Annotated in this window: 26 protein-coding genes, 1 riboswitch and 2 other annotated features; of the genes, 10 read left to right on the forward strand and 16 right to left on the reverse strand. The window is 42.8% G+C overall.

What is annotated here, in order from left to right; translation table 11 throughout:
* Positions 1–83: 83 nt before the first annotated feature.
* On the reverse strand, positions 84–530 hold the full coding sequence (locus tag HUX68_RS15205) for a hypothetical protein (protein ID WP_174615604.1): 447 nt from the start codon (positions 528–530) through the stop codon (positions 84–86).
* A 262-nt stretch (positions 531–792) separates the two neighbouring features.
* Between HUX68_RS15205 and HUX68_RS15210 the strand changes: the two genes are divergently transcribed.
* The 3 genes from HUX68_RS15210 (at position 793) to nagZ (ending at position 3725) form a co-directional block, all read left to right on the forward strand.
* Positions 793–981, forward strand: coding sequence for a hypothetical protein (locus HUX68_RS15210; RefSeq protein ID WP_174615605.1), 189 nt, complete (start codon positions 793–795; stop codon positions 979–981).
* A 70-nt stretch (positions 982–1051) separates the two neighbouring features.
* Positions 1052–1999, forward strand: coding sequence for an MBL fold metallo-hydrolase (locus HUX68_RS15215; protein WP_174615606.1), 948 nt, complete (start codon positions 1052–1054; stop codon positions 1997–1999).
* A gap of 64 nt (positions 2000–2063) precedes the next feature.
* The gene (gene nagZ / locus HUX68_RS15220; RefSeq protein WP_174615607.1) at positions 2064–3725 is read left to right on the forward strand and encodes a beta-N-acetylhexosaminidase; all 1662 of its coding nucleotides are present in this window, start codon (positions 2064–2066) and stop codon (positions 3723–3725) included.
* Positions 3726–3805: 80 nt separating this feature from the next.
* On the opposite strand, the gene HUX68_RS15225 is transcribed toward nagZ, so the two are convergent.
* The 4 genes from HUX68_RS15225 to selD all read right to left on the reverse strand — a co-directional run bounded on the left by HUX68_RS15225 (position 3806) and on the right by selD (position 7200).
* A complete protein-coding gene (locus HUX68_RS15225; protein ID WP_174615608.1) occupies positions 3806–4195 on the reverse strand; it encodes a hypothetical protein in 390 nt (129 codons plus the stop codon).
* 75 nt (positions 4196–4270) lie between these two features.
* Positions 4271–5074, reverse strand: coding sequence for a metallophosphoesterase (locus tag HUX68_RS15230; RefSeq protein WP_174615609.1), 804 nt, complete (start codon positions 5072–5074; stop codon positions 4271–4273).
* Positions 5075–5088: 14 nt separating this feature from the next.
* Positions 5089–6129, reverse strand: a complete 1041-nt coding sequence (mnmH, locus tag HUX68_RS15235; protein ID WP_174615610.1) for a tRNA 2-selenouridine(34) synthase MnmH — start codon at positions 6127–6129, stop codon at positions 5089–5091.
* Positions 6130–6156: 27 nt separating this feature from the next.
* Positions 6157–7200 carry a selenide, water dikinase SelD gene (selD, locus tag HUX68_RS15240; RefSeq protein ID WP_174615611.1) on the reverse strand — a complete coding sequence of 348 codons (1044 nt, stop codon included), beginning with the start codon at positions 7198–7200 and terminating at the stop codon, positions 6157–6159.
* Between the two features lie 362 nt (positions 7201–7562).
* On the opposite strand from selD, the gene HUX68_RS15245 reads away from it, so the two are divergent.
* From HUX68_RS15245 to HUX68_RS15260, 4 genes are read left to right on the forward strand one after another with little or no spacing between them, the layout of a single operon-like run.
* Positions 7563–7937 carry a GntR family transcriptional regulator gene (locus HUX68_RS15245; RefSeq protein ID WP_174615612.1) on the forward strand — a complete coding sequence of 125 codons (375 nt, stop codon included), beginning with the start codon at positions 7563–7565 and terminating at the stop codon, positions 7935–7937.
* 12 nt (positions 7938–7949) lie between these two features.
* Entirely contained in the window at positions 7950–8639 is a 690-nt protein-coding gene (locus tag HUX68_RS15250; protein WP_174615613.1) for an ABC transporter ATP-binding protein, read from the forward strand.
* Positions 8636–9469 (forward strand): hypothetical protein, encoded by an 834-nt coding sequence (locus HUX68_RS15255; protein WP_174615614.1) that lies wholly within the window; start codon positions 8636–8638, stop codon positions 9467–9469. The genes HUX68_RS15250 and HUX68_RS15255 overlap by 4 nt, the downstream gene beginning before the upstream one ends.
* 13 nt (positions 9470–9482) lie before the next feature.
* Complete coding sequence (locus tag HUX68_RS15260) at positions 9483–10712, forward strand: hypothetical protein (protein ID WP_174615615.1); 1230 nt, start codon at positions 9483–9485, stop codon at positions 10710–10712.
* 81 nt (positions 10713–10793) lie between these two features.
* Here HUX68_RS15260 and HUX68_RS15265 read toward each other — a convergent pair whose 3' ends face one another.
* From HUX68_RS15265 to trpE, 9 genes are all read right to left on the reverse strand, one after another.
* Positions 10794–11366, reverse strand: a complete 573-nt coding sequence (locus tag HUX68_RS15265) for a CotY/CotZ family spore coat protein (RefSeq protein ID WP_174615616.1) — start codon at positions 11364–11366, stop codon at positions 10794–10796.
* A 263-nt stretch (positions 11367–11629) separates the two neighbouring features.
* The gene (gene lipA / locus HUX68_RS15270) at positions 11630–12574 is read right to left on the reverse strand and encodes a lipoyl synthase (RefSeq protein ID WP_174615617.1); all 945 of its coding nucleotides are present in this window, start codon (positions 12572–12574) and stop codon (positions 11630–11632) included.
* A 2-nt stretch (positions 12575–12576) separates the two neighbouring features.
* Complete coding sequence (locus tag HUX68_RS15275) at positions 12577–13383, reverse strand: lipoate--protein ligase family protein (protein WP_174615618.1); 807 nt, start codon at positions 13381–13383, stop codon at positions 12577–12579.
* Between the two features lie 83 nt (positions 13384–13466).
* A riboswitch (TPP riboswitch) is annotated at positions 13467–13568 on the reverse strand.
* Positions 13569–13864: 296 nt separating this feature from the next.
* Entirely contained in the window at positions 13865–14638 is a 774-nt protein-coding gene (trpA, locus tag HUX68_RS15280) for a tryptophan synthase subunit alpha (protein WP_174615619.1), read from the reverse strand.
* Positions 14631–15836, reverse strand: a complete 1206-nt coding sequence (trpB, locus tag HUX68_RS15285) for a tryptophan synthase subunit beta (RefSeq protein ID WP_174615620.1) — start codon at positions 15834–15836, stop codon at positions 14631–14633. Before trpB ends, trpA begins: the two co-directional genes overlap by 8 nt.
* 150 nt (positions 15837–15986) lie before the next feature.
* Positions 15987–16592, reverse strand: a complete 606-nt coding sequence (locus HUX68_RS15290; RefSeq protein WP_174615621.1) for a phosphoribosylanthranilate isomerase — start codon at positions 16590–16592, stop codon at positions 15987–15989.
* The gene (gene trpC, locus HUX68_RS15295) at positions 16582–17382 is read right to left on the reverse strand and encodes an indole-3-glycerol phosphate synthase TrpC (protein ID WP_174615622.1); all 801 of its coding nucleotides are present in this window, start codon (positions 17380–17382) and stop codon (positions 16582–16584) included. The genes HUX68_RS15290 and trpC overlap by 11 nt, the downstream gene beginning before the upstream one ends.
* A 1-nt stretch (position 17383) precedes the next feature.
* Positions 17384–18409 carry an anthranilate phosphoribosyltransferase gene (gene trpD / locus HUX68_RS15300; RefSeq protein WP_174615623.1) on the reverse strand — a complete coding sequence of 342 codons (1026 nt, stop codon included), beginning with the start codon at positions 18407–18409 and terminating at the stop codon, positions 17384–17386.
* A 23-nt stretch (positions 18410–18432) separates the two neighbouring features.
* Complete coding sequence (gene trpE / locus HUX68_RS15305) at positions 18433–19827, reverse strand: anthranilate synthase component I (RefSeq protein WP_174615624.1); 1395 nt, start codon at positions 19825–19827, stop codon at positions 18433–18435.
* A gap of 169 nt (positions 19828–19996) precedes the next feature.
* Positions 19997–20257 (reverse strand) — a binding site (T-box leader).
* 42 nt (positions 20258–20299) lie between these two features.
* Positions 20300–20544 (reverse strand) — a binding site (T-box leader).
* A 152-nt stretch (positions 20545–20696) separates the two neighbouring features.
* Between trpE and ddlA the strand changes: the two genes are divergently transcribed.
* Positions 20697–21800, forward strand: coding sequence for a D-alanine--D-alanine ligase (ddlA, locus tag HUX68_RS15310; protein WP_174615625.1), 1104 nt, complete (start codon positions 20697–20699; stop codon positions 21798–21800).
* Between the two features lie 465 nt (positions 21801–22265).
* Here the strand turns inward: ddlA and HUX68_RS15315 are convergent, their stop codons facing one another.
* On the reverse strand, positions 22266–23438 hold the full coding sequence (locus HUX68_RS15315) for an IS256 family transposase (RefSeq protein WP_174616484.1): 1173 nt from the start codon (positions 23436–23438) through the stop codon (positions 22266–22268).
* 205 nt (positions 23439–23643) lie between these two features.
* The gene (locus tag HUX68_RS15320; protein ID WP_174615626.1) at positions 23644–24204 is read right to left on the reverse strand and encodes a nitroreductase family protein; all 561 of its coding nucleotides are present in this window, start codon (positions 24202–24204) and stop codon (positions 23644–23646) included.
* 182 nt (positions 24205–24386) lie between these two features.
* Between HUX68_RS15320 and HUX68_RS15325 the strand changes: the two genes are divergently transcribed.
* Together HUX68_RS15325 and HUX68_RS15330 are read left to right on the forward strand one after the other, a co-directional pair.
* On the forward strand, positions 24387–24677 hold the full coding sequence (locus HUX68_RS15325) for a cupin domain-containing protein (protein ID WP_174615627.1): 291 nt from the start codon (positions 24387–24389) through the stop codon (positions 24675–24677).
* Between the two features lie 58 nt (positions 24678–24735).
* A complete protein-coding gene (locus HUX68_RS15330; RefSeq protein WP_174615628.1) occupies positions 24736–25188 on the forward strand; it encodes a nucleoside deaminase in 453 nt (150 codons plus the stop codon).
* Positions 25189–25248: the final 60 nt, after the last annotated feature.

Below are 25248 nucleotides of genomic sequence, written 5' to 3' on the forward strand. Positions count from 1 at the left end.
CTCCTTAAGTTAATCAATGTTATTTTTGGCGAAAAACAAGCGGAATATGTATAGAAAAAACCCCCTGAAAAGAGGGTTTTATCCTATGATGCGGCGGCTGGACCGATTTTTTCTTTAAATGCTTCCAGCTTGCGTACGGTGACATCACTTAGCTTGGATATTTTTTCCGAATTTGGTTTGGTATTTTGTGTTTCATCAATGAGCGGATATAATGTATGCTCGATATTCATATAGTAGTTGAGATAATTTTCTTCGACCTCTTTTTCAATTTTATCCCAGCTTTCACGAAGTGCGTTTCCATATTTCTTCACTGTTTTTACATCATTTGCTTCTTTTAGATCTTCAACTGCTGATAATACCTGCTCCACTCCGCTTTTCAGATCCTCTGAAGTTGATTTATCCACTTTGGTCGAAGCCTCCTGTGCAGGCTGCTGGCGTGTTTCCTCCTGTTCGTCGTTACCAGCATCACATGCTGCAACAGTAAACAGTACAAAAGCAGTTATTAACAGATATGAAAGTGTTTTTAGCATTGTTCATTCCTCCTGGGTGTAAATTGATATTATTCACGCTTAGTATGGATGAAAAGTTTCCTGTTTATACCAACTTTTGGCATTGGTAAAATAAATTGTGCGGAAAATTGATTTTGGGTAGTAAAAGTGAACGGAAAAATTGTAGTTCCTGCCAAGAAAATGCGGATTTGTCACTAATATGCAGCAGCATTTTGGATTTTTATGTGTTAGGCATTAAACAAAAAGTGCGATATAATGCAAGCAAAAAGAGGAGCTGGAACGAATGGAAGAACTGGAGGAATTCTATAACTTTGATGATTTGGATTATGATGACCCTGTAATGTCAGTATGTCATAGGTGCAATAAAGTAATTGAAGCGTCCGATACGGTAACCTTGACTGATGGAAAATCACTTTGGATGGCAGTTTGCGTGCAGTGCGGGGAATACTATAAAAACGGAATAAACAAATAAACTGCGGACTGTAAAACGGTATGAAGTTTTTGGTATAGTAAAGAAAGAAGCGCGAAGAGGGGGAAGATTTGTGGAGGATAAAGAGCCGATTCAACTTGATGAGAGGATCCATTTGATTGATGGATTTGATTTGGGAAAGCCAGAACGTACTGGAATATATGTGATCGATGAAAATGAACTGACTTTGGTTGAAACCGGACCGAGTCCATCGGTCAAATACATTAAAAAGGGATTGCATGCACTTGGGTTTTCGCTGGAACAGGTGAAGTATATCATTGTTACACACATTCATCTCGACCATGCCGGCGGGGCAGGATTGCTGCTTAGGGAATGTCCGAATGCAACAGTGGTTGTGCACCCAAGGGGATCGAGACATCTGGCTGCTCCAAAAGCACTTGCTGCCGGAGCCAGGGCTGTATACGGTGACAGTTTCAGTGAACTGTTTGATCCGATTGTTCCGGTTCCTGAAGAGCGTCTGATTGAGAAATCAGAAGGAGATACTTTAAAAATCGGACCGGACTGTACACTTGAATTTCTTGATACTCCCGGACATGCCAAACATCATTTCAGTATTTATGATCCAATCAGTAATGGAATTTTTACAGGTGATACGGTCGGGATTCGTTATGAATCACTTACAAAACTGGGCATTAATTTCTTTTTGCCATCGACATCACCGAACCATTTTGATCCGGAAGCAATGCACGAATCCATTGACCGGATTCGCAGTCTGGGTGTGGACCGAATTTACTTCGGTCATTTCGGGATGACAGAGCGTGTTGACGGCGCACTAAGTCAAGTTTCAGAATGGCTGGATGTGTTTATGCAAATTGGCCATGAAGTAAAAGCGGAAGGAAAGGGATATGATGCGCTGGCTGAAAGATTGTTGCAGCATACAAAGGACTACCTTTCAGGGCTTGGTGTGCCGCCGGATCATGATGTGTTGGTTATCATTAATCTGGATATGCAAGTCAGTGCACTTGGGATCATCGATTATTTTCAGAAGGTGAAGCATTAAAAGCATGGTGACCATGACTTCAGAACGGATTTCGCACTAAACTGTACAGTTGGAGGATATTCCAGTGATCAAAAAGATTGGCTTGGCAGTTGTTATTCCACTCATGCTCATCGGTGTATATTATCTGACACAGCAGGAGAAAGAAGAGCCATCCAAGTCCGCACCGGAAAATTCGCAGCGGACGGAAAAACAGGATGTAGAAAGTGAATATGCGACCATCAATAAAATATTTTCGCAGGCTGCAAAAGGGGAAGTACCAGGTCATTCTTTTACGGCTGGTAAAACGAAAATAAATTCGGTAACAAAAAAGTGGGACAGTTATCAGGAAACGGTACAAACAAACAACGGGCAATATGTTGAGTTTCCGGATCGCAATGTCCATTTCGGCATAAAAAATGAAACTGTTTTTGATATTCGGTTATTTGATTCAAGACTCTCCTCCATTCATTATAAGGGAATCAAGGAAATTAAAGGAAATCCTGATGAAACACACGTTTATAATGATGAATCTCACCATCAGGTTATACTTGTATACCATGTTAATGATGATTACCATTTGAAATGGGTAATACCCAGGCCAACCGATGCTCGTCCAAATCCAGCGGTTGATCATATTTCTGTTGTTACGAGTCCTGTTTATCAATTGGAAAAGCAGGTTAATACAATGACACTGGATGAAAAAATCGGTCAAATGATTTTTGCAGGGATTTCCGGAACAACAGTGACCGAACAAACAAAAAAACTGATCGGAAAATACAAAGTAGGCGGCTTTATTTTATATTCAGCTAATATGGAGACACCTGATCAAACGGTGTCACTCTTGAATAACATTAAGCAGGTCAATAAGCAAAATGCCCTGCCTGTCTTTCTTGGAGTGGACCAGGAAGGCGGTGCTGTTTCAAGATTGCCGGGTAAATTAATAGACATTCCGCCAAACAGCAAAATAGGGGCAGTTAATGATTTGGAGTATGCACGTAATATCGGATCGCTTCTCGGCAAAATGGTAAAAGAATATGGCTTCAACCTTAACTTTGCACCAGTAATGGATGTTAACAGCAACCCGGATAACCCGGTTATTGGTGATCGGGCATTCAGCAGTAATCCAGAAATAGTCAGCAATCTTGGAATTCAGGCGATGAAAGGAATTCAATCACAGAATGTTGTTTCGGTTATTAAACATTTTCCGGGACATGGTGATACAAGTGTTGACTCTCATTTGCAGCTTCCAACGGTAAATAAAAATAAAGCGGAGTTAAGAAAGTTGGAGTTGATTCCGTTTAAAAATGCGATGCAACATGGTGCGGATGCCGTCATGGCAGCGCATATTTTGCTGCCGAAAATTGATCAGGATTATCCTGCTTCGATGTCAAAACCGGTTCTAACCGGTATGCTGAGAAAAGAGCTCCAGTATGAAGGCGTGATTATGTCCGATGATATGACGATGCAGGCGATTACGAATAACTATGAAATCGATCAGGCTGCCGTGAAATCAGTCAAAGCGGGGACTGACATTGTTATGGTTGCACATGATTATGATAAGGTGGTCGCAGCTGTTCATGGTTTAAAGAAAGCAGTACGCAGCGGGGAAATATCTGAGAAGCGGATTGATCAAAGTGTTAAAAGAATTATCCGTCTGAAAGAAAAGTACCATCTGTCTGATGCAAAAACGAACCCTGTTAATGTTAAGAAGCTTAATAACTCCATTCAAAAAGTGCTGAAGGAATAGTTGGCAATCTTTTTTCGAAAAAAGGATTTTGTACGATCAAAAACAGGAATCTGTGGCGCCTCCTACAGATTCCTGTTTTATTATTCATCTTCCGTTTTCAAAAACACCAAAATGGCAAAAAAGACGAATGCCAACAGCAAAATGGAGCCGCCAACGATGAAGAATACGGTTGCGACGCCATCGGCAATATCAAATGGCCGCAGATAATACAACCACATGCCGGCAGTCAGACCGACTGCTCCAACAATCGCTGTGGTGACGTGCAGTATAGAGAGGATTTTATTTACCGGGGTGAAAAGCCTGTAATAGACAGCCCAGGCGAATAAAGAGAGCCAGCCGACGACTAAAATATGCGCGTGTACTGTTTTAAACGCCAGGCTGCCCGCACCAGCCATATGTGAGCCAAGAAATGCTCCGAGTAAAGCAAATAAAGCGGAAAATCTGAGTAATATCTTACTGTACGTATTCAAAATTTCTCTCTCCCTTGTTCAAACTGTTTTCAGTATACCCTATCAATATGAACGGCATATGAACTAAACGTTACATTAAATGGTAATCATTTTAATCGTCGATGTAATTTCTTCCTCAGCTGAATCAGTTGCCCACTCGTGCGGGTAATAGCCCAATGGATTGCAGATAATTTCCATTCCATTGTATTGTTCATGGTACCGTTTATGTACATGTCCGAAGATATATTTTTTTATGTTATATTGCTTGGCAAGTTCGCCAAATACCGAGCTGCCCTGCATGGCGTTGAAGAAATCCCAGCCCGGGTCATTTTTAACTTCCACAAAGTGGGAGAAAGGCACAAAATGGGTCACCATAATAATGTTTTGTTCACGATGCTTTTCCAGCCAGTAGGACAGTTTACGGATGTAGCGGTCAGTAACATCCTGATCGGGTTCAGACCAATGTGCGTACGTTTTGTCCGGCCATGTAAAATCACGGAACGTTCCTTTTTTAAAATCATTCGTTTTGAATTGTGGAAGGCCGTAACTGTAGTCATACCAGCCTCCGTCACCGATTACGACCCAATCTTTGTTCAATTCAACGACTCCGTTACCGAGATTTCCCGGAAATTGCAGCAATGTTTCATAGGCATTGACCGAATTTTCGTCGTAAACATCATGGTTTCCGTGAACGAAAAGAATTTTCGTTTTTGAACACGTTTTCTGGAGCTGGTTTAGCAAGGTCAATGCCTGTTGTGGTTTAGCAGTCATATCACCGGCGATGATAAAAACATCCGGATTGTTTGTGTCAATCCAGTTATGGATGGTAGGCAGAATATCTTCTCCGGTTTTTTTACGGTTAATCCCCTCGTGAATATCGGACAATACACCAATTTTCATTGCAATCCCCCGTTTCATGTATTTTTGGCAGCTTCCAGAATTATGCTCTCAACCTTCCTGAGCGCGTCTTCGTTATCAGCGGCGTTCAGATGTGTCGTCTGCATTTCCGGGTATTGATTTGCAGCATGCTCATATCTTGGGTCATAGTAATATTCAAGCAGCAGCCTGACAGCTTCGTGATAATTTCCTTTCCGGAGATCCTGGTCAATCTCAGCAGCAATTGGTGTATGAATCCGTTTTTTAATTCTGTGAAAAGCATCAAGAAATTCATCTGGCGAATTCCAGGGCTGATAATCATCCAGAATATTCCGCACCCGCTCCTCGATTGGCAGGCCGATAAAGAGCTGCTTCCCATGCTCCTTCTTTGTATACAGGAAATCCGGAATTGTTACCTTGCCAATTCGGCGGCTTTCACCTTCCACGAAGACAAAGGGTGCATCCTGCAACCGATGAATTTCCCGAATAAGCAGGGAATCGAATTTTTTTTGATTGTGCGGCTCAAGTCCAATTTGTCCAAAGATGGATCCGCGGTGACCGGCCATCGCTTCCAGGTCAATTATCGGGTATCCTTTTTCGGAAAGTTTTTTTAACAGGATGGTTTTGCCGGATCCCGTGTTGCCATTCAGCACAAAAAGATTCGGTTTAAAATCCATATTTTCAAGGGCGGCGACTACCCACTGGCGATAAGTTCGATAACCGCCGTGCAGCCGATAGACGTCAACTCCCATCAAATCGAGAACCGTTGCAGCTGTTTTACTCCGCATGCCGCCACGCCAGCAAAATACTGTTTTCGGTGAATCAACTTGATTGAATTCCTCGATAAACTGCGGGAGTTTTGCGGAGAAAATTTCCAGCCCACGCTTTTTAGCAGTTTCCTGACTGACTTGTTTGTACAAAGTTCCCACTTCGGCACGTTCTTCGTCAGTAAATACCGGAATGTTGATGCTGCCCGGAATGGTAGCATCATGATATTCACTAGGTGAGCGTACATCAATTACGGTGTGTGGCTTACTTTGCTGCTCCAATAATTCTTTTAATGTAATATCCTGAAACATAGATAACGTCACTTCCTGTATAAATTACTATTTGACCGTAATAGTGCCCGCATTTCCCTCAATAACTTCACCAATAATGTGTGCGTCTACGCCATTTTTCTGCAGGTCGCCCAGCAGTGAATCAGCATCATCTTTTGCCGCTGAGATAAGCAGTCCCCCTGATGTGACAGCATCACAAAGAATCCATTTATCAGTCTGATCCATTGTGTCAGGGTAGGTCACCACATCTTGCACATGTTTAAAGTTATTTTTGGTTCCCCCCGGTACTGATCCTGATACAGCAAGTTCTTTCGTACGTGGCAGCACTGGGACGTCATCATGATGAATGTGGATTTCGACATTGCTGGCTGCTGCCATTTCGGAAGCATGTCCCAGCAGTCCGAATCCTGTTACATCGGTGCTTGCATGAACATCGTACCCGGCCATCGTTTCAGTAGAAGTTTTATTCAGCGTTGCCATGACTTCCGTTACACGCTTGATTTCTGATTCGTCCAGCAGATTATTTTTGATCGAAGTTGACATAACCCCAACACCTATTGGCTTCGTTAAAATAAGCTTGTCACCGGGTTTTGCTCCCTGATTGGTCCGCACTTTGGCTGGATTAACGGTTCCGGTTACGGCAAGTCCAAATTTTGGTTCCTGATCATCGATGGAGTGACCGCCGACTAGTGAAACACCCGCTTCATCAAGTTTATCCTGGGCACCGTGCAGAATTTCGGTCAGTATGTCTTTGTCCAGTGTTGAAATTGGGAATGCAACGATGTTAAGAGCAGTTATTGGCGTTCCTCCCATTGCATATACATCACTGATTGCATTTGCAGCCGCAATCTGTCCGAATGAATAGGGATCATCAACAATCGGGGTGAAAAAATCAACCGTTTGGACAATTGCCAGATCATCGGTCAGTTTGTACACGCCGGCATCATCACTCGTATCAAGTCCGACAAGTAAATTTTCGTTAGGAGTGGCAGGTGGGAGCGTGTGCAAAACCTGTTCCAGATCAGCCGGTCCAATTTTACAACCGCATCCGCCTTTTGATGATAATGATGTAAGTTTTATAGTATCGGTCATTTGTAATCCGTCCTTCCAATATACAATTATCAGTCTAATTTAATTTTAACATACCATCGTTAATGTGTGCTGATTGCCTGACCAGCGGCAAAAAGGATTTGGGAACAGTGATTGATTGGGAAAAAATCGTGTGAGTCCTAAACTTTTTAATTTTTTCCGGCGAAAAGCGGTGAATCAGGCAATTATAAAGAATCTCACTAAAAATTAACATGAGCTGTTGACTTTCTTAGTGTATTAATCGTATAATACATCCCAGAAGCGTATTAAGTGATTAATACAGTGATTTTTTGCAATTGGTGTATTAACAGTTTAATACACTTGCGAAAATGGTGTACATCTGAATTTTGCGAGGAGCTGTGTTTATGAAAATACAATTAAACAACCGCGATCCGGTATATGTGCAGGTGATTCGATATTTTAAACAACAGATTGCAACCGGCACTTTTGAACCGGGGCAGGAGATTCCGTCCAGACGCGAACTGGCAAACCGGATTAAAATAAATCCGAACACGGCACAGCGGGCATATAAGGAAATGGAGGAACAGGGATTGATTTATACAGAGCGGAATTTGCCGAGCAGGATTACGAAGGATGAAGAGGTGCTTGGCCGTGTGCGGGATGAGTTGATTGATGATGCGATACGTGAATTTGTCGCATCGATTCGGTCGATAAATGTTCCGATTGATGAAGTGCTCGGGCTGATCAAAGAAAAATATTCAATGGACAATTGGGAATAGGAGGGTTTTCGAATGATTGAGCTTAAATCTATTAAGAAAAAGTTTGGGCGCAAAAACGTATTAAATGGCGTTTCGTTTACCGCAAATAAAGGGGAAATAACCTGTCTGATCGGCATCAACGGCTCAGGAAAAACAACGATTATGAATGCCATCATGAACCTGACACCGGTTAATGAAGGGGAAATTTTGATTGATGGTGCGCAGTTGAATAAGAAAAGTTATGAAAAAATAACCTTTATACCGGATGCCATTACGATGATTCCAAGCATGACAATTAGTGAAGCCATGCAGTTTATGGCGGATTATTATGATAGCTGGAATCAGGAACGGGCTGACGAAATACTTGGTTTTTTCAAGCTCGAAAAAGAAGAGAAGATTTCCAGTCTGTCGAAAGGGAATACGGCGAAAATCAATCTTCTGCTCGGATTGGCACTGGATGTTGACTATTTGTTAATGGACGAACCGTTTTCCGGGATTGATATGTTTACCCGCGAACAGATTGCCGATATATTTACGAGCCATCTGGTGGAAGACCGGGGTGTTATCGTGACCACACATGAAATTGGCGATATTGAACACCTGATTGACAAAGCGGTACTACTTGATGATGGTGTCGTGCTGCAGGAATTTGATACGGAAGAATTAAGGGAAACGGAAGGGAAATCGGTAGTTGATGTCATGAGAGAGGTGTATGTGCAATGAATCGCTATTTGAAATTGGTTAACTTTGAACTGAGTCGTTTTATGAAATTTTATCTGATCCTGATTGCCATTACAGTTGTTGTTCAGATTACCGGGGTTATTGTAAAGGCGAAAACATTTATGGCAAATGCTGATCAGAAGATTTATGAGGAAATGATGTCAAAATCGGATTTTCTTGACGAATTTGGAACGATGTCAATGATGGATCTTGCGCAAAGTTTGTGGCTGATGGGGCCAATTGCATTATGTGCGGTGACCTTGATCATTTATGTTTTTCTGATCTGGTACCGTGATTGGTTTGGTAAGAATACATTTATTTACCGGCTGCTTATGCTGCCGACTAACCGACTGAACGTTTACTTGGCTAAGGCGACGGCGATTTTTCTGATGGTGCTTGGACTTATTTCCATACAAATGCTGCTCTTGCCACTTGAAAATTCATTATTAATGTGGCTTGTGCCAGACGATTTTCAGACAGACTTAGGGGTATTTGAAATTGTTCACAATCACCGTGAATTGGCAATACTTTACCCGCAGAGTTTTATCGAGTTTTTGCTGTATTATGGTGCCGGTTTTATGGCTGTATTTATTTTATTTACCGCTATTATGTTCGAGCGCAGTTTCAGATGGAAAGGAATTTTACTGGCAGTACTCTATGGTGGAATTTCAATCATAGTATTTGCTTTACCATTTATCTCCATGATGTTTACAGAACACCCACTATTGTATCCGCTCGAACTGCTTGGTTTGGAAGTTCTGTTCGGAATTATGATAACAGCAGCAGCTATTTGGGTTGGCCATTACTTGCTGATGAAAAAAATCAGGGTATGAAAGGAGAAAAAGAATGAGAAAGTATTGGAAGCTAATTGTCATTGTGCCATTGATTGTCATTGTCATTGGAGCATTTTATATTAAATCAGCATTATCTGCCGGTAGTTATCCGGAAATAGTTTTTAAAAAAGAACAAGGGGATAAAACAGCTATTCAGGATGTCGTTCTTGAGGGGGGATATTATGCGGAGAGTTTTTCCAGTGAATTGAGCTTGACAACCGATGGGGCTGAATTTGATGCTGGCAATTCTTTTTTTGAACGGATCTCCGGCATGTATAATAAACGGATTGCCGCCCTACAGGATAAGTATCGCAGCTTTATGCGCGGGAAAAGCGGTACTGCATCTTCCTATGTGGAAACAGACAAAGTTGTTGGTTATGCAGATGTTATCAATCAGTCGTTCGGCAGCAGGAACAGCGATATGGAATTTTCGGTTGCTATTTTAAATAAGGAAAATAATGAAGCGGTTGAATTTTCTGCAGTGGTGCCAAACCGGGCAATGTATAACAGCGTGCGGATACAGGATGTACAATATGTGAATGGAGAACTTAAAGTCATCACAAAGAATATCCGTGAACCATCTGAGACAACTGACGTCAATGAGGAAATTCATGTGTACAGTTTTAATATGGAAAAAAAAGAACTGGTCGATGAAGAATTGATCATGAAAACCGGGTATGAGGCATATACAAGACCTCTGTCCATGTCATATCATTACAACACCAGTCCCAGCCAAATCGTTATATTTAAGAAGTTGGAAGACGAAACGGTACAGCAACAGGATATGAAAAGCGGCGCTGTTGCCCAGCAGGTTAAAACCAAGGTGGATAGCATTACCGCATATAATTTAAAAACAGAGCAAAAATTGGACGTTAAATTGCCGGAAAAACTGCGTAATCAGCAGGTATTGGCTGTGGATGGTTCAAACCTTTATTTGCAATCAGCTGCTGAGGGAAAGATGGAAGTTATCCAGTATGGCATAAACCAGCGGAAGATAACAAATCGGTTTGGGTTGGATGCTGGTGATGCGGATTCACAATATTTGAATGCCCGCGCTACAGAAGTTCATGATGGTAAGTTATATGTCTTATTTACAAAAGGTAATTCGCCAGTAGCTCAACAATTAACAGTTGTCAATATTGGTTCAGGTGAGCCGGTGTATGTTGGTGAAATTACGCTGGAACAACCATCGAAGGAAAAAGTTATTTTGAACTTTTTTGAAATGAGTATGCGATCATCATGAAAATATTCTGCCACTTGGTTGGAAATATGGAAATAAACATAAAAACCAAAGGCTGCAAATCAGCCTTTGGTTTTTACTCATTTAATCTGTTGGAAACTGGGATGAAGAAAGTGGCGTAATCGCATCCAAGCATTGGATTCCTTTAAAGGAATGCAAGTCTACTGTAATACAGATACCTGTTGCAATAAAGTTTCTCGCTCTTGCGCCTGTTGTTTCAGAAAAGAAACCACATACCTCATCTGCCCTTTCAATTGTAACATTCCCCTCGGAATTGACTGGTGCCAGAAGTTCAAGTCTTACACAGCATTCGTCATCGTCTGCAAATCCTTTGGCACGGAAAATTGGTGATTCAAGACAGTTAAAGAAAGTAGCATTTGTACCAGTCACAAGATCACGGTATACTCCGCTTGCAATAAATGGTTTACAGGTTCCCTTACAATACAGGATAAAAGGAATCGTTGTCGGGCCATTCGGTCCATTGCCATTTTGTGACGGAGAAAGTAAGTCCCGTATAGATTGATCGCAGCCTGTATCGCAACAGCCATTGCCATTGTTGCTGACTTCATCTTGAGCTTTAATTATCTCACTTACGACATCGCAGACACAATTTCCGCTGGAGACGCCGCCAACATGTTTGTTACCTCCACAGCTCATTTATAACTCACTCCTTATTTTTTGATGATTCATTAACAGGATATGGAGTCAGCTATCAAGTGCTTGTTTTATAGTCTAGTTATTAAAAAAATGGTTTCGTTGTCCTTATTGGGAAATGTACTAATGGTAGGGGGCAATAGCCGATGCAATATATTATCTATTACATATAATTTTATATCAAAAGAGAAACAACCCATAAATAATTATAGAAAAACGCACATTCCGAATTTGAATGTGCGTTCCTTCAGGTGAAATAAGTATGATTAAAATGTAAAGTCTACCTGTTCATTTTCCTGTTCTTCATAGCCCTTCATATATTTGATACGACGCTGGGCTGATGCTTGGGTTACTTGTTCGTCGGCGTGATAGGAGGAACGAACAAGCGGTCCTGATTCACAATGGCTGAATCCTTTTTTAAGTGCAATTTCTTTCAGTTCGGCGAATTCATCAGGGTGATAATAGCGCTCTACCTTTAAGTGCTTCTTTGTTGGCTGCAGGTACTGACCAATTGTCATAATGTTCACGTCATGTGCCAACAGATCATCCATCGCTTGGATAATTTCGTCTTTTTCTTCTCCAAGCCCGACCATGATACTTGATTTAGTTGGTGTGTTTGGCGCAATCTCTTTTACGCGTTTTAGCAATGTCAGGGAACGATCATACATAGCTATGGCACGCACACGTTTCGTCAGGCGGCGGACAGTTTCAATATTATGGTTAAAAATATCCGGTTTACTGTCCATCAGGGTGTGCAGACTTTCGTAATCACCTTTCATATCCGACGGCAGAATTTCAATAGTGCATCCCGGGTTTTGGGCGCGTACAGCCCGGACGGTATTGGCGAAAACCTGGGCCCCGCCATCCTCCAAATCATCCCGGGCCACTGAAGTAATGACAACATGTTTGAGTCCCATCACGCTGACTGAGTCTGCCACCCGCTTCGGCTCACCCCAGTCCAATTCATTCGGCATTCCGGTTTTTACGGCACAGAAGCGGCAACCTCGTGTACACGTATCACCGAGAATCATGAATGTCGCGGTTTTGCGCTCACTCCAGCACTCATGGATATTCGGGCAGCGTGCTTCTTCACAAACAGTGTTCAATCGATTGTCACGCATTAATTTCTTTAAGTTGCGGTATGATTTATTTGTATTGATTCGTGTTTTTAGCCATTCCGGTTTACGTATGTATTCTTCCTGTTTTGCCACACTTACACGCTCCTTGTTGGTTGTTTAGTTGAATAGCTGGTTTTGGCCAGCTGGTATACTTCATCCCATTGACTTTTTGACAGTGTGATTGGTTCGAGCTGAAGATTTAGCCCTTTCTTGAATCCTTCATAAAATGCTTGTTTAACAGTTTTGAAAGTGTGCTTATTTCCGGTCAATTGGTTAATAGCAGCTGCCTTTTGTGCAAAAGCACGGCGTTTTTTTGCTTTTACTTTTTCATTTGGGAAAACAAATAAATCAAATAACATATCCTCATTAATGGATATTGGTATGGAACCATGCTGCAGTATAATTCCCCGTTTCCGTGTTTGTGCGTTTCCGGATAATTTTTTTCCGTCAGCAACCATTTCATAAAAAGCGGGGCGTTCAAAGCAAATGGCGCTTCTTTCCCTTGAAAGATCCTCAGCGTAATCTGCTTCAATTCCCAAGTTTTTGTAGCCCTGGATGATTCCTTTGGACAAAACATAGTATGCTTCCTGGATAGATGATGGGATATCCGGGTTTTTTTCAGAAATGACGATACTGTAGGTCAGTTCATCATCATGTAAAACTGCACTTCCTCCGGTCAACCGGCGAACGTATTGGCACTGGTGTTCTTTCATGTTTTGGAAATTGATTTCGGATTCTTTCTGAAAATGCCCGAGTGATAGGCTTGGCGTTGTCCATCCATAAAATCTGAGCACAGGCGGGATTTTTCCTTCGCTATGCCAGTTCAATAATGCTTCATCCAATGCCATATTCACGGAAGCGTCATGAATTCCACTGTCCAGGAATCCCCATTTTTGACGCATAATGTTCCCTCCTTTGCTGATGACTTCAGGAGCCTCCGAATAAATTAAAACTGCAGCCAGTGGGCTGCAGTCAGATAATGTGTATTTAACAGACTGCACTTTCCCACGCTGGTATTATCCGGTTCGGGTCCAAGGGTCGGAATAAATGTATTCCTCTCAGCCAGACAGCTCCCCTAGTGCTTAAAAGTAGTATATAATTATTATTACTTATCTTAACGGGAAACTTTCTTAATGTAAAGGTCCCTGCGAATCATATTTCAAAGCAGGTAAGGGGCCCTCGGTGCCCCCTGAATATGCACGTTAATACCGATGGACAGCCCCCGGGCCTTGTGATTTTATCCACGGTTCTGAGATGGATATCCACGATTTTACGCGTGATATCCACGAATTCGGAACCGATATCCACGATTTTCGTCAACTTATCCACGATTCGCGAAAATTCATATTAAAATCAGTCACACCTTGGGGTGCGAGTGTTTTGTTATACGCTCTCCTGTAACAGTTTTTGAACGTTTACTTTTTCATCCTGATGCAAAAAGTTGACAATGGTGCTGCCGATAATTACCCCGTCACATGCTTCGGCAAGGTTGTGTGCCTGCGAACTGGTGGAGACACCAAACCCAGCTAATACTGGTTTTTCGGTATACTGTTTTAATTTTTGCAGATAGCTTTTCACTTTATCATCATGTGTTGTCCGGGCTCCGGTTGTGCCTGTGACGGATACAGCGTATAGAAAACCCTCTGTCTGCTCGGCAATTTTTTGCAGGCGGTCAACTGGTGAAGTCATGGCAGCTAGCCGGATATAGGATATTTCATTCTGCTGCAAATCATCCGTAATTATCGTTTCCTCTTCAAGTGGCAAATCAGGAATGATGACTCCGTTCACTCCTGCATTCGCACAATCTTTGGCGAAGGATTCGATGCCGTATTTAAATACCGGGTTCAGGTAGGTCATTAAAATAACCGGTACCGTCCGTTTATCAGCAAAACTTTTTAAGGCTTTCAGAACGGTGGTAAGGGTCGTGCCATTTTTCAAGGAACGCTGACCGGCATCCTGAATGGTCGGTCCATCGGCAACGGGATCTGAAAAAGGAATTCCCAGTTCCACTGCCGCTGCGCCACTCTCCTGTAAAAATTCCAGCTGCTCCTCCAGCTGATCAAGTGGTTTGTCACCGGCCATGATATACGGAACAATCACTTTTTTGTTGTTCTCTAGTTTTTCTGCAAGTGCCTTATCCAACTCCGTATTACTCATCAACTTCACCTCCAAGTACGTCTTTTACTGATTCTACATCTTTATCCCCACGTCCTGATAAGCAAATAATTAAAGATTCGTCCTGATTCATATTTTTGGCCTGTTTCAATGCGTATGCAACGGCATGCGCACTTTCCAACGCAGGTATGATCCCCTCTGTTTGGGAAAGCAATTTGAATGCATGTATTGCTTCGTCATCTGTAATCGACGTATAGCTTACCCGGTTTGATTCATAAAGATGACTGTGTTCAGGTCCAATGCCCGGATAGTCAAGTCCCGCTGAAATCGAGTGCGCCTCTTCAATTTGACCATCTTTATCCTGCAGCAGATGAGTCATCGTGCCGTGCAAAACGCCAACACTTCCGGCGGTAATGGTAGCAGCGTGTTTGTTTGACTCAATACCGCTTCCGCCTGCTTCGACTCCATAAAGGCTGACCTGTTCATCCTCAATAAACGGATAGAACATTCCTATTGCATTGCTGCCGCCGCCGACACAGGCTGTGACTGCATCCGGCAGTTTACCGGTTAATTCCTGGAACTGTTTTCTTGTTTCCTGGCCGATAACCGATTGGAAATCACGGACCATCTTCGGAAACGGATGTGGGCCCACGACAGATCCGATGATATAATGGGTGTCCTCCACATGTGTTACCCAGTAACGGAGTGCTTCATTTACTGCATCTTTCAATGTTCCGCTTCCCTGTGAGACACTCTCAACTTTCGCACCAAGCAATTCCATCCGGAACACATTGAGTTTTTGTCTGCGTATGTCTTCTTCCCCCATGAATACAACACATTCAAGATCGAGCAGGGCACATACAGTCGCTGTGGCAACACCGTGCTGGCCGGCACCCGTTTCCGCGACGACTTTCTTTTTTCCCATTCGGAGTGTTAACAACGCCTGCCCAATGGTGTTGTTGATTTTATGTGCACCGGTATGGTTGAGATCCTCGCGCTTCAGATAAATGGACGGACCACCCAGCTGTTTGGATAAATTTTCAGCATGGTAAAGGGGCGTTTCCCGTCCAACATACTGTTTTAAATAGTAGTCCAATTCCGATGTGAAAGCAGGATCATTTTTCGCAGATTCATAGGCTTCTTCCAATTCATAAATTGCCGGCATTAACAGTTCCGGGACAAATTTACCACCGAAGCTGCCGTACCTTCCTGTTGTATCCGGCATCTTATAAGTTGTCATTGTTTATCATCCTCTCATTGTTTATCAGTCAGTTTTGCTAGTTTATCGGTCAGTTTAGTTTATTTATCAGCAACTTTAGGGATTCTATCAGGAATTATCCCGGTTCTATCAGTAACCTTTGATGTTCTATTAGCAACTTTCCGCTTTCTATCAGGATTTCGCTTTTGCCTTTTGGACAAAACGGACAATCTTGCCAGCATCCTTTTGTCCATCCGTTTCCACGCCGCTGGAAACGTCGACGCCAGCCGGGTTGACTGCCGTAATTGCTTCCTGCACATTGTCAGCATTGAGTCCGCCGGCCAAAATAATTTTATTTGGATCAAGTCCACTGTCAGACAGTAACTTCCAATCAAATGTTGTACCATTTCCGCCACGATTAGGACCACGCGGGCTATCAACCAAAAGGAATTCGCCAGGAAATGCTGCAGCTGCTGATGTAAACTCATCGGTCATCGGTTTGGCCTTGATAAACGGGTAAGAAAGTTCGGCTACAAATTCCGGTGTTTCATCCCCATGCAGCTGAATCACATCCAGGCCGGCAATTTCAGCAGTCCGCTCAATTGCCTCTTTTGTTTCGTTCACAAAAACACCGACTTTCCGGACTGAAGAAGGGAGGCCGGCCCCAAGTTCAGCTGCCTGCTCCGGGGTGATTTGCCGTTTGCTCGTTGCAAACACAAATCCGATAAAATCAGCGCCGGCATCCGCGGCCGTATGCGCAGCTTCTTTTGTTTGGATACCACAGATTTTAACGAGCATTTGCAGGGCCTTCTTTCGATATCGGGACTTTAAGCGCCTCGAATTGTGCAGCTAAATTATGAGCACGCATCAATGTTTCGCCAACAAGAATTCCTTTTGCACCATTGTTTTGGACGTGAAATACATCGCTCCTTGTTTTAATGCCGCTTTCACTGATCAGCACTGTTTCCGGATTGGTTACCATGGATGCAAGCTGTCCAAAAGTGTCCAAGCTTACATTAAATGTTTTCAGGTCCCGGTTATTTATTCCCATGACTGCTGCATCGAGTGCAATTGCCTGTTTCATTTCTTCCTCATCGTGTACTTCACAAAGAACTTCCAATCCCTGATCCGTCGCATATTCATACAGTTCCTTCAGCTTTTCCGGTGACAGGGCTGCAACAATCAATAGAATGATCGAGGCACCTGCCGCTTTGGCCTGATCAATCTGAACAGTATCAATAAAAAAGTCTTTGCAAAGGATTGGCAGGTCAACTGCCTCCCGGACGTTTCGTACATCATCCATTGATCCTTGGAAAAATGTTTTATCAGTCAGAACGGAAATTGCCCCGGCACCACATGCCTCATATTTCTTTGCCTGTTCAGCCGGATCTACTTCCAAATTAATTGATCCTTTGGAAGGGGAGGCACGTTTGATTTCGGCGATGACATTCATTGTATCTGTGTTGCGAAAAGAATCAGCAATACGCGGAACGGATTTAGGCTTAACAGGAGTCGTTTCAGCCGTTTCCAGTTTCAGCGCTTTTACCTCTTTCTCTTTTTCAGTGATGATTTTATCTAAAATGGTCACCTTAGATTGCCTCCTTTGCAACGGCTGAACTGTATTTAACAAGATAGTTTAATTTTTCCAGTGCAGCGCCGCTTTCGATGCTTTCTCGTGCCAGTTCAATGCCATCGAAAATGGTGGATGCTTTTCCGTTTGCATAAATGCCAAGTCCCGCATTAAGCAGCACCGTATCAAAGTAGGCTCCGCGTTTACCCTCTAAAACACCGCGTAAAATCGCTGCGTTTTCTTTGGCAGTGTCACCGCGGATGTCTGCATTAGCATATACCGGTAAGCGGACATCAGCCGGGTGCAATGTAAATGATGTGATTTCACCATCATTCAGCAGTGTAATATGGTTCCCGCCGGAAAGGGATGCTTCATCCATATTGCCTGCACCATGTACAACGACGGCTCGTTTTCTACCCATCTGATTCAGTGCTTCGGCAAGCATTGGCAGCATGTCACGGCGATATACACCGAGCAGCTGTGAATCCAGATTGACCGGGTTTGTCAGCGGACCAATCAGATTAAATGTGGTAGGTATACCAAGCTCTTTTCGGACTTTTGAAATCCGCTTCATGCCGGGGTGAACGTGTGGAGCGAATAAAAAGGCGATATTATTTTCTTGTAAAACTTTTTCAACGTGATCTTTCGAAAAGGATAGGGAAATACCCAGTTCCTCCAGGACGTCAGCACTCCCGGTTTTACTGGAGATGCTCCGATTGCCGTGCTTGGCAATTTTAATTCCCGCACCCGCAATCACAAATGCAGCAGTCGTGCTGATATTAAAACTGTTTGAGTAATCGCCCCCAGTACCGCAGTTATCCATAACATCAGTCAGTGTGTTGGTAGTCTCGCTGGATTGTGCGCGGATCACTGCTGCAAGCCCGGCTGCTTCCTCGGAAGTTTCACCTTTAGCTCGTAATGCGGTTAAAAATGAAGCAAGTTCACTGTCACTGGTTTCCGGTGAAAAACAGTTCGTTGCAGCGTCTTTCATCTCCTCTGCCGTCAAATCCTGTTTATTCAGTAATTTTTCAAGATATTGTTTCATGGAAAAATCTCCTTTCAGTTTGATTAGTTTTTTACGCCGTCAATTTCCATTAATGACCGTGCCTTGTGCATGGTTTCGTAGTACTCTTTTTCCGGATCAGATTCCAGTACAATGCCAGCACCAGCCTGCAAATATGCCTTGTTGTCGTTAATCATAAGGGAGCGGATGGCCAGGGCAAAATTCAAATCATGATTAAAATTGATGTAGCCGATCCCGCCGCCATAAGCACCACGCCTGGTATTTTCAAGTTCATTAATAATTTGCATAGCCCGTGTTCTTGGTGCTCCAGATACTGTGCCGGCAGGTAAGCAGGCAAGCAGGACATCAATACTTGAGTGCGATGGATTCAGTTCGCCATGCACTTCCGATACCATGTGCATGACGTGTTCATATTTTTTCACATGCATGTATGCAGGCACCGTAATCGTGTCCTTGTTGCAGACACGTTCAAAATCATTCCGGCTTAAATCAACCAGCATCTGGTGTTCGGAAATTTCCTTTTTATCAGTGACAAGATCCTTAACGAGTGCATTATCGTCATCCCGTGAACGTCCCCGCGGCCGTGTTCCAGCAATCGGATTTGTAACAATATTTCCGTCTTCCGATTTCAGCAGGCTTTCGGGTGAAGAACCGAGCAGCACATAATCGTCAAAATCGATGTAAAACATGTATGGGGAAGGGTTCGCATTTCTCAGTTTCCGGTAAAGTGAAAACGAGTCCCCGTTTACTGCTGCTATCATCCGTTGTGACAATACGACTTGTAAGACCTCGCCCTGTTCAATATACTCTTTGGCGATTTCCACATTGCGCATAAATTGTTCTTTATCAATACTGGGCTGAAAATTAACTTCAACATCATGCACCTGATTAACGCTAGCGGCTGGAATTAATGCCTGTTCCAGTTGTTCAAGTCGTTCATCCAATTTTTGTTCCGGCTGTTCATCCAAGTTTGTTGCAACCAGGTAAACTTTATCTTTTCGGTGATCAAATACGATAACATCCTTGTATAGCATGAAATGTGCATCCGGCATGTTTACTTCGTCAGGCAGCTCTTCACCTATATTTTCAAAAGGACGAACCGCATCATATCCCAAATAACCAATTGCCCCACCGAAAAATGGAAAAGGGAGATGAATATCCTTTTTAGGAAAAATCTCTTGTAAGGCAGATACAATCGGCTCATGACGAGTTGTTGCGGTCGCTTTGTTGTAATCGCTAATCGTTGTCTCATCTTGGTTACCGACAATCTCCTGATATGGATTTGCTCCGATAAAGGAAAATTTTCCGTTCGCTTCATGCTGGAATGAACTTTCCAGCAGAAACTTTTTGTTCCCTTCCAGATTGTTGTATATTCCAATAGGCGTCAGCATATCGGCATTATGCTCGGAAAATTTGCACGGTAATGTTTTTGTGTTCATACAGATCAGCTCCTTTTTGGTATTGGAAAAATCTAGCATTCATTTTGTTATATAAGCTTAATTATTAGAAAACCTAACCCTTTAGGTAACGGTCTTAATTGCGCTTATGCAAGAAAGTTTTATACTTTTTATGCTAAAAAAATCCTCTGCAAACGCATAGCATGCATTTGCAGAGGACGATTGTGACCGTGGTGCCACCTCTATTTAAAGAAAAATTCTTCTTCTCATTTCAGATACGTGGAAACAGGGGAGGGTCAACCCTGTTCCCGTATATCCTATCCGTGTAACGGCGGAACTCCGTGTTTCCGTACTGATGTTCAGGAAACCTCTCGTAAGTCCATTCAGCTGCCATTCACGTACCGGTATTTCACCATCACCGGTTCTCTGTTACGCTGCAATACAGCTTACTTCTCTTACTTAACGATTTAGCGTATGAAATTATTATGGAAATAAAAAAGGGTCCTCCATCCTTGGAAAGGACGGGGGGACCCGTGGTGCCACCTTTATTAGCTGAGAACAGCTCACTTTGGCAATATAAAGCATATGCTTCATATTCATCCCGGGTAACGATGGGATCGTCCGCCAAAGCCTACTGTACAAAATAAGTTCGGTTTGGGGCTCGGAAGTCCATTCGTCTGTCGGTAACCATTGGCTTGCAGCGTCCGCCAACTCTCTGAAGTGTTCCAGCAGATTACTAATCTTCGTCTTTGCCGTTCGTATAAAAGTTATTGAAAATAATCATAGGGGAATTTACCACAGAAGTCAAGAGTTTTTTGCTAAAAATTTCAGACTGTTCATTTTTCACTGTTTTAAACAACCCTTATTGTGCTAAATTAGGTATATATGATTTTCAAGAAGGAGTTCTGACGATGGAAAAGAAGAAGGTCGGTATTATTTTCGGCGGAAAATCCGCAGAACATGAAGTATCACTGCAATCAGCGAAAAATATTGTGGATGCAATTGATAAAGATAAATACGATGTTGTACTGCTTGGGATTGATAAACAGGGAAAATGGCATATAAATGACCAGTCATCATACTTAATTAATGCGGAGAACCCGAAACTGATCAGCCTGAACAAATCGAATGACACCGTGGCAATTGTTCCGGGGCAGGATCATAATCAGCTGATTCACTCGGCAAATGCAGGTTTGCTCGACCAGCTCGATGTCGTATTCCCGATTGTCCATGGTACACTTGGCGAAGATGGCAGTCTGCAAGGGATGATGCGTCTTGCGAATCTTCCATTTGTCGGATCTGGTGTGACAGGTTCTGCCGTGTGTATGGACAAAGATGTTGCCAAACGTTTGTTAAAGGATGCAGGCGTGAACGTTGCGAAGGGAAGAGCGTTTTCTAGTTTCAATCGGAATCAAATTGATTTTGCTAAACTGAAAGATGAACTTGGTGTCCCAATGTTTATTAAACCGGCAAATCAGGGTTCCTCTGTCGGTGTCAGCAAAGTTGCGGAAAAGGCAGCGTTTGAGCAGGCCCTCGATGAAGCTTTTCAATATGACCGGAAAATTGTAATTGAGGAAACGCTTGTCGGACGTGAAATCGAATGTTCCGTACTGGGAAATGAAGATCCGGCGGCGTCAGTTCCTGGTGAAATTTTACCGCAAACCGAATTTTATTCCTATGAATCGAAGTACATCGATGAAAGCGGCGCAAAACTGGAAATACCGGCAGATCTTCCGGAAGATATTGTTGCAAACATTCAGGAGGCTGCAATTGCGGCATTTCAGGCGCTGGAATGTGAAGGACTCGCTCGTGTTGATTTCTTTTTGAAGGAAGACGGTGAAGTGTACGTGAACGAGGTGAATACACTGCCAGGCTTCACGAAAATCAGCATGTATCCAAAGCTGTGGGAAGTGAGCGGGATCCCGTATGCGGAATTGATCAATCGTTTAATTGAACTGGCCATCGACCGCCACCAGAAGAACAGCAAGCTGAAAAGCGCTGTCTGGGAAGATTAATAGTGGGAATGGGAGGCTGTAAAACTTATATAGTTTTGCAGCCTTTATTAAAAACCTCTTTCGCAAAATCATGGTCGCTTCTAATAGTTCTTTTGGCAAATACATTTGCTGTCGCTCATAATATTCTATCGTTATCACCTACCAAACGGATGTCCACATCCCGTACAGGGAAAACATCAACCGCATGAGTGAAACATCTACCGCACAGGGGAAACATCAACCGCACGAGCGAAACATCAACCGCACAAGGAAAACATCGACCGCATGAGGAAAACATCAACCGTACGAGCAAAACATCGACCGTATGAGCAAAACATCAACCGCACGAGCGAAACATAGTCAAGTCCTTATCTATGTGTAAAAGTCCAATACAAGTTTTCAACCTTATGATGGTATTTATGTGAATTTGATGTGGTGGGAAGGGCCCTTCCCACCACATCAAATTTTCGCGCGCTGGAATCCTCTTCAACTTTTGTTTCGAATAAACCTTTTTTTATTCTTTTGTTGCCCTTCATAATCCATTAGTACTGCGCCAATTAGACGGAAGGCGGATTGTGTATTCGGAAATATACGAATGACTCTTTCCCGCCTTCTAACTTCTTCATTTAGGCGTTCCAATGAATTCGTGCTGCGTATGAATGTATGATATTTCTCTTCTTCATTGAGATACTGAATGGCATCATCGAAGCCTTCTTCCAATGTCTTAAGTGCTTGATTTAGCTTTGGATCTTCTTCGTAACGCGTGACGAACTCCTCCTTGAAGTTTCTTGCGTCATCTGGTGTAACGGCTTTAAAAATCCGTTTTAACCCCGTGATTACCTCTGACATACCCTTCTTTGGCAGTTGATCCACAATATTTCGTTTAAAATGAACGGTGCAGCGTTGCCATGAGGTTCCGAGGAATTCCTCCTGTATTGCTTTTTTGAGCCCTTTATGGGCATCTGAAATCATAAGTCTTGGTGAATGCAGCCCCCGGCCTTTCAGCTCTTTTAAAAAGCTTTTCCAAGCTTCGTAACTTTCGGTATGGTCAACCTTTAATCCGAGCACTTCCCGTTGGTTATCCTCGCTTATCGCTGTCGCAATGTAGACAGCTTTGGATACAACCTTACGATGCTCGCGAACTTTGATATACATGGCATCTACAAAAATGTACGGATAATAGGTGTTTGCCAAATTTCGATTCGCCCATTTATTGACGATAGGGTCTAGTTTCTCTGTAAGCGATGATACAAAGGACTTGGATACGCTCTCTCCACACAATTCTTCTACTACATTTCGAACCTTGCGTGTGGAGACCCCGTTCACCACCATTTCAAGCAGGGCAAGAACGAAAGCCTGGTCACAGCGTTGATACTTTTCAAAAATACTTGGTGAAAACTCACCGCTGCGAGTCCGTGGAACCCGTAACTTGACCTTTCCAATACTCATCAAATATTCTCTTTCATAATAGCCGTTTCGATAATCACGTGAACTACCAGTACGGGCGTATGGCGGAACATCCAAAAATTCATCCCGTTCCTTTTCCATATACTCATTCAGAATTAATACAGCTGTTGATTTATAGATAGCGTTCATATTGGAGTTCATAATCTCATCTTTTAACTTGTCCATGTTTAGGTTAAAATGTAGTTGGGTCATCATTAATTCCTCCTTATGTTTTTGTGGTTGAAAACATTGTATCATAGGAATTAATATGGCCCTTTCTTATTTCGCTTTTACACAATTATACGGACTTAACCGAAACATCAACCATACGCGCAAAAATATTCACTCGTATGGGACAAACCTCTGTCTGCTTCCAAATACACGAAAGAGTGCCACAAAAAACTGGCACTCTTTCATTCTACGCTTTAAATTTTGTGAATTTCTCCTGAACTGGTAGTCTGTCTTTTTTGACCGGAGCTTCATCGAAATAACCAAGGTGCAGGAACCCAGCGATCTTTTCGTTTTCCTCGACATTCAAAATCTCTTTAACTGCTGGATCATAAATGTGCGGATTGGTTTTCCAGACGACGCCGAGCTTCTGTTCCCAGGCCAGCAGCCAGAAATTTTGAATCATGCAGGCGGTTGCCCCGAAATTTTCATCCCACTGTTTCTGATTGTCCGGTTCATCCATTACAACGACGAGGAACGCGGTTGGCTCACTCAAGTATTGACGGCGGTTTTCCTGCCGTTCTTCCGGATATGTGGCAGCGACTTTTTCAGCGAATGCTTCTTTCTCTTCCGGACCGACAAAAATAAATCGCCATGGCTGCCGCATGCCATGGGTAGGCGCCCAACTTGCATCTTCCAATAATTCCATGACTGTTTCTTCGGTAACCGGTTTATTATTATAGCCTTTTTTGACAGCGCGGCGTTCACGGATGGCTGTCGCGAGGTCGGTTGATTGTTTTATATTCTCCATTTTGTTTCCCCCTTGCTCAATAAATGAAAATTATTATCAATTAGATTGTAGCGGATTACGTATAATTAATCAATATGAACGGATCTGAAATTTAGAAGTTTATATATGTGATTACAGTCACGGTATAATCTGATTTGTTTGGTATACTTGATTTATGAAAAAAATTGAAAGGCTGTGAAAAAATGCAAGTATTGCCAGTGGACCATACGATTGCAAAACCGAAACAGGGTTCTAAAATTTTTCAGGAAGAACACAGGCAAATTATGCATATTAAACTTAAAGAAGGCGAAGAAATCAAGGAGCATGATTCACCCAAGCATGTTTTTATCTTCGTGAAAAGCGGAGAGGTGGAATTCACGGTATCCGGCGAACCATATATTATCAGTACGGAAAAGGTCCTGTATATGGAACCATACGAACGGCATGCACTAAAGGCATTGAGTGACGTGTCCATCCTGGTGATGAAATGCTGATTCGATTAGATATATTCCGGGAATCCATATAAAATACATAGAAAAAGGAGGATCCAAATTGGACAAATTCATGCAGCGGGCCGTTGAATTGGCAGCAAAAAATGTGCAGGATGGCGGACAGCCGTTTGGTGCAGTTTTGGTAAAAAACAATAAGCTGGTAACGGAAGGTGTAAATGAATTGCATAAGCATTTCGATGTCAGTGGACACGCGGAGATGCTTGCCATCCGTCGGGCGCAGAAAAAGATGCACACACCGGTTCTGCAAGGATACACAATGTACGCGAGTGGTGAGCCATGCCCGATGTGTCTGACCGCGATGCAGTTTGCCGGAATCACAGAAGTGTATTATTGTGCAACAGTTGACGATGCACAAGATGCCGGCCTTGGAAAGTCAAAAGAAATTTATGAAGACCTTAAGAAACCAAACGAAGAACGCACTTTTAAATTGATTCACATGCCATTGGAAGATAGGCAGGACAACCCAATGAAGATGTGGCAGGAAAAAAACTGATTTGACAGCAGTTCATCCAATCGCTATGATAAAGGAAATGAGACGAAAAGGAGGATATAT

The sequence above is a fragment of the Virgibacillus ihumii genome (genome assembly GCF_902726655.1).
Classification (GTDB): Bacteria; Bacillota; Bacilli; order Bacillales; family Amphibacillaceae; genus Lentibacillus; species Lentibacillus ihumii.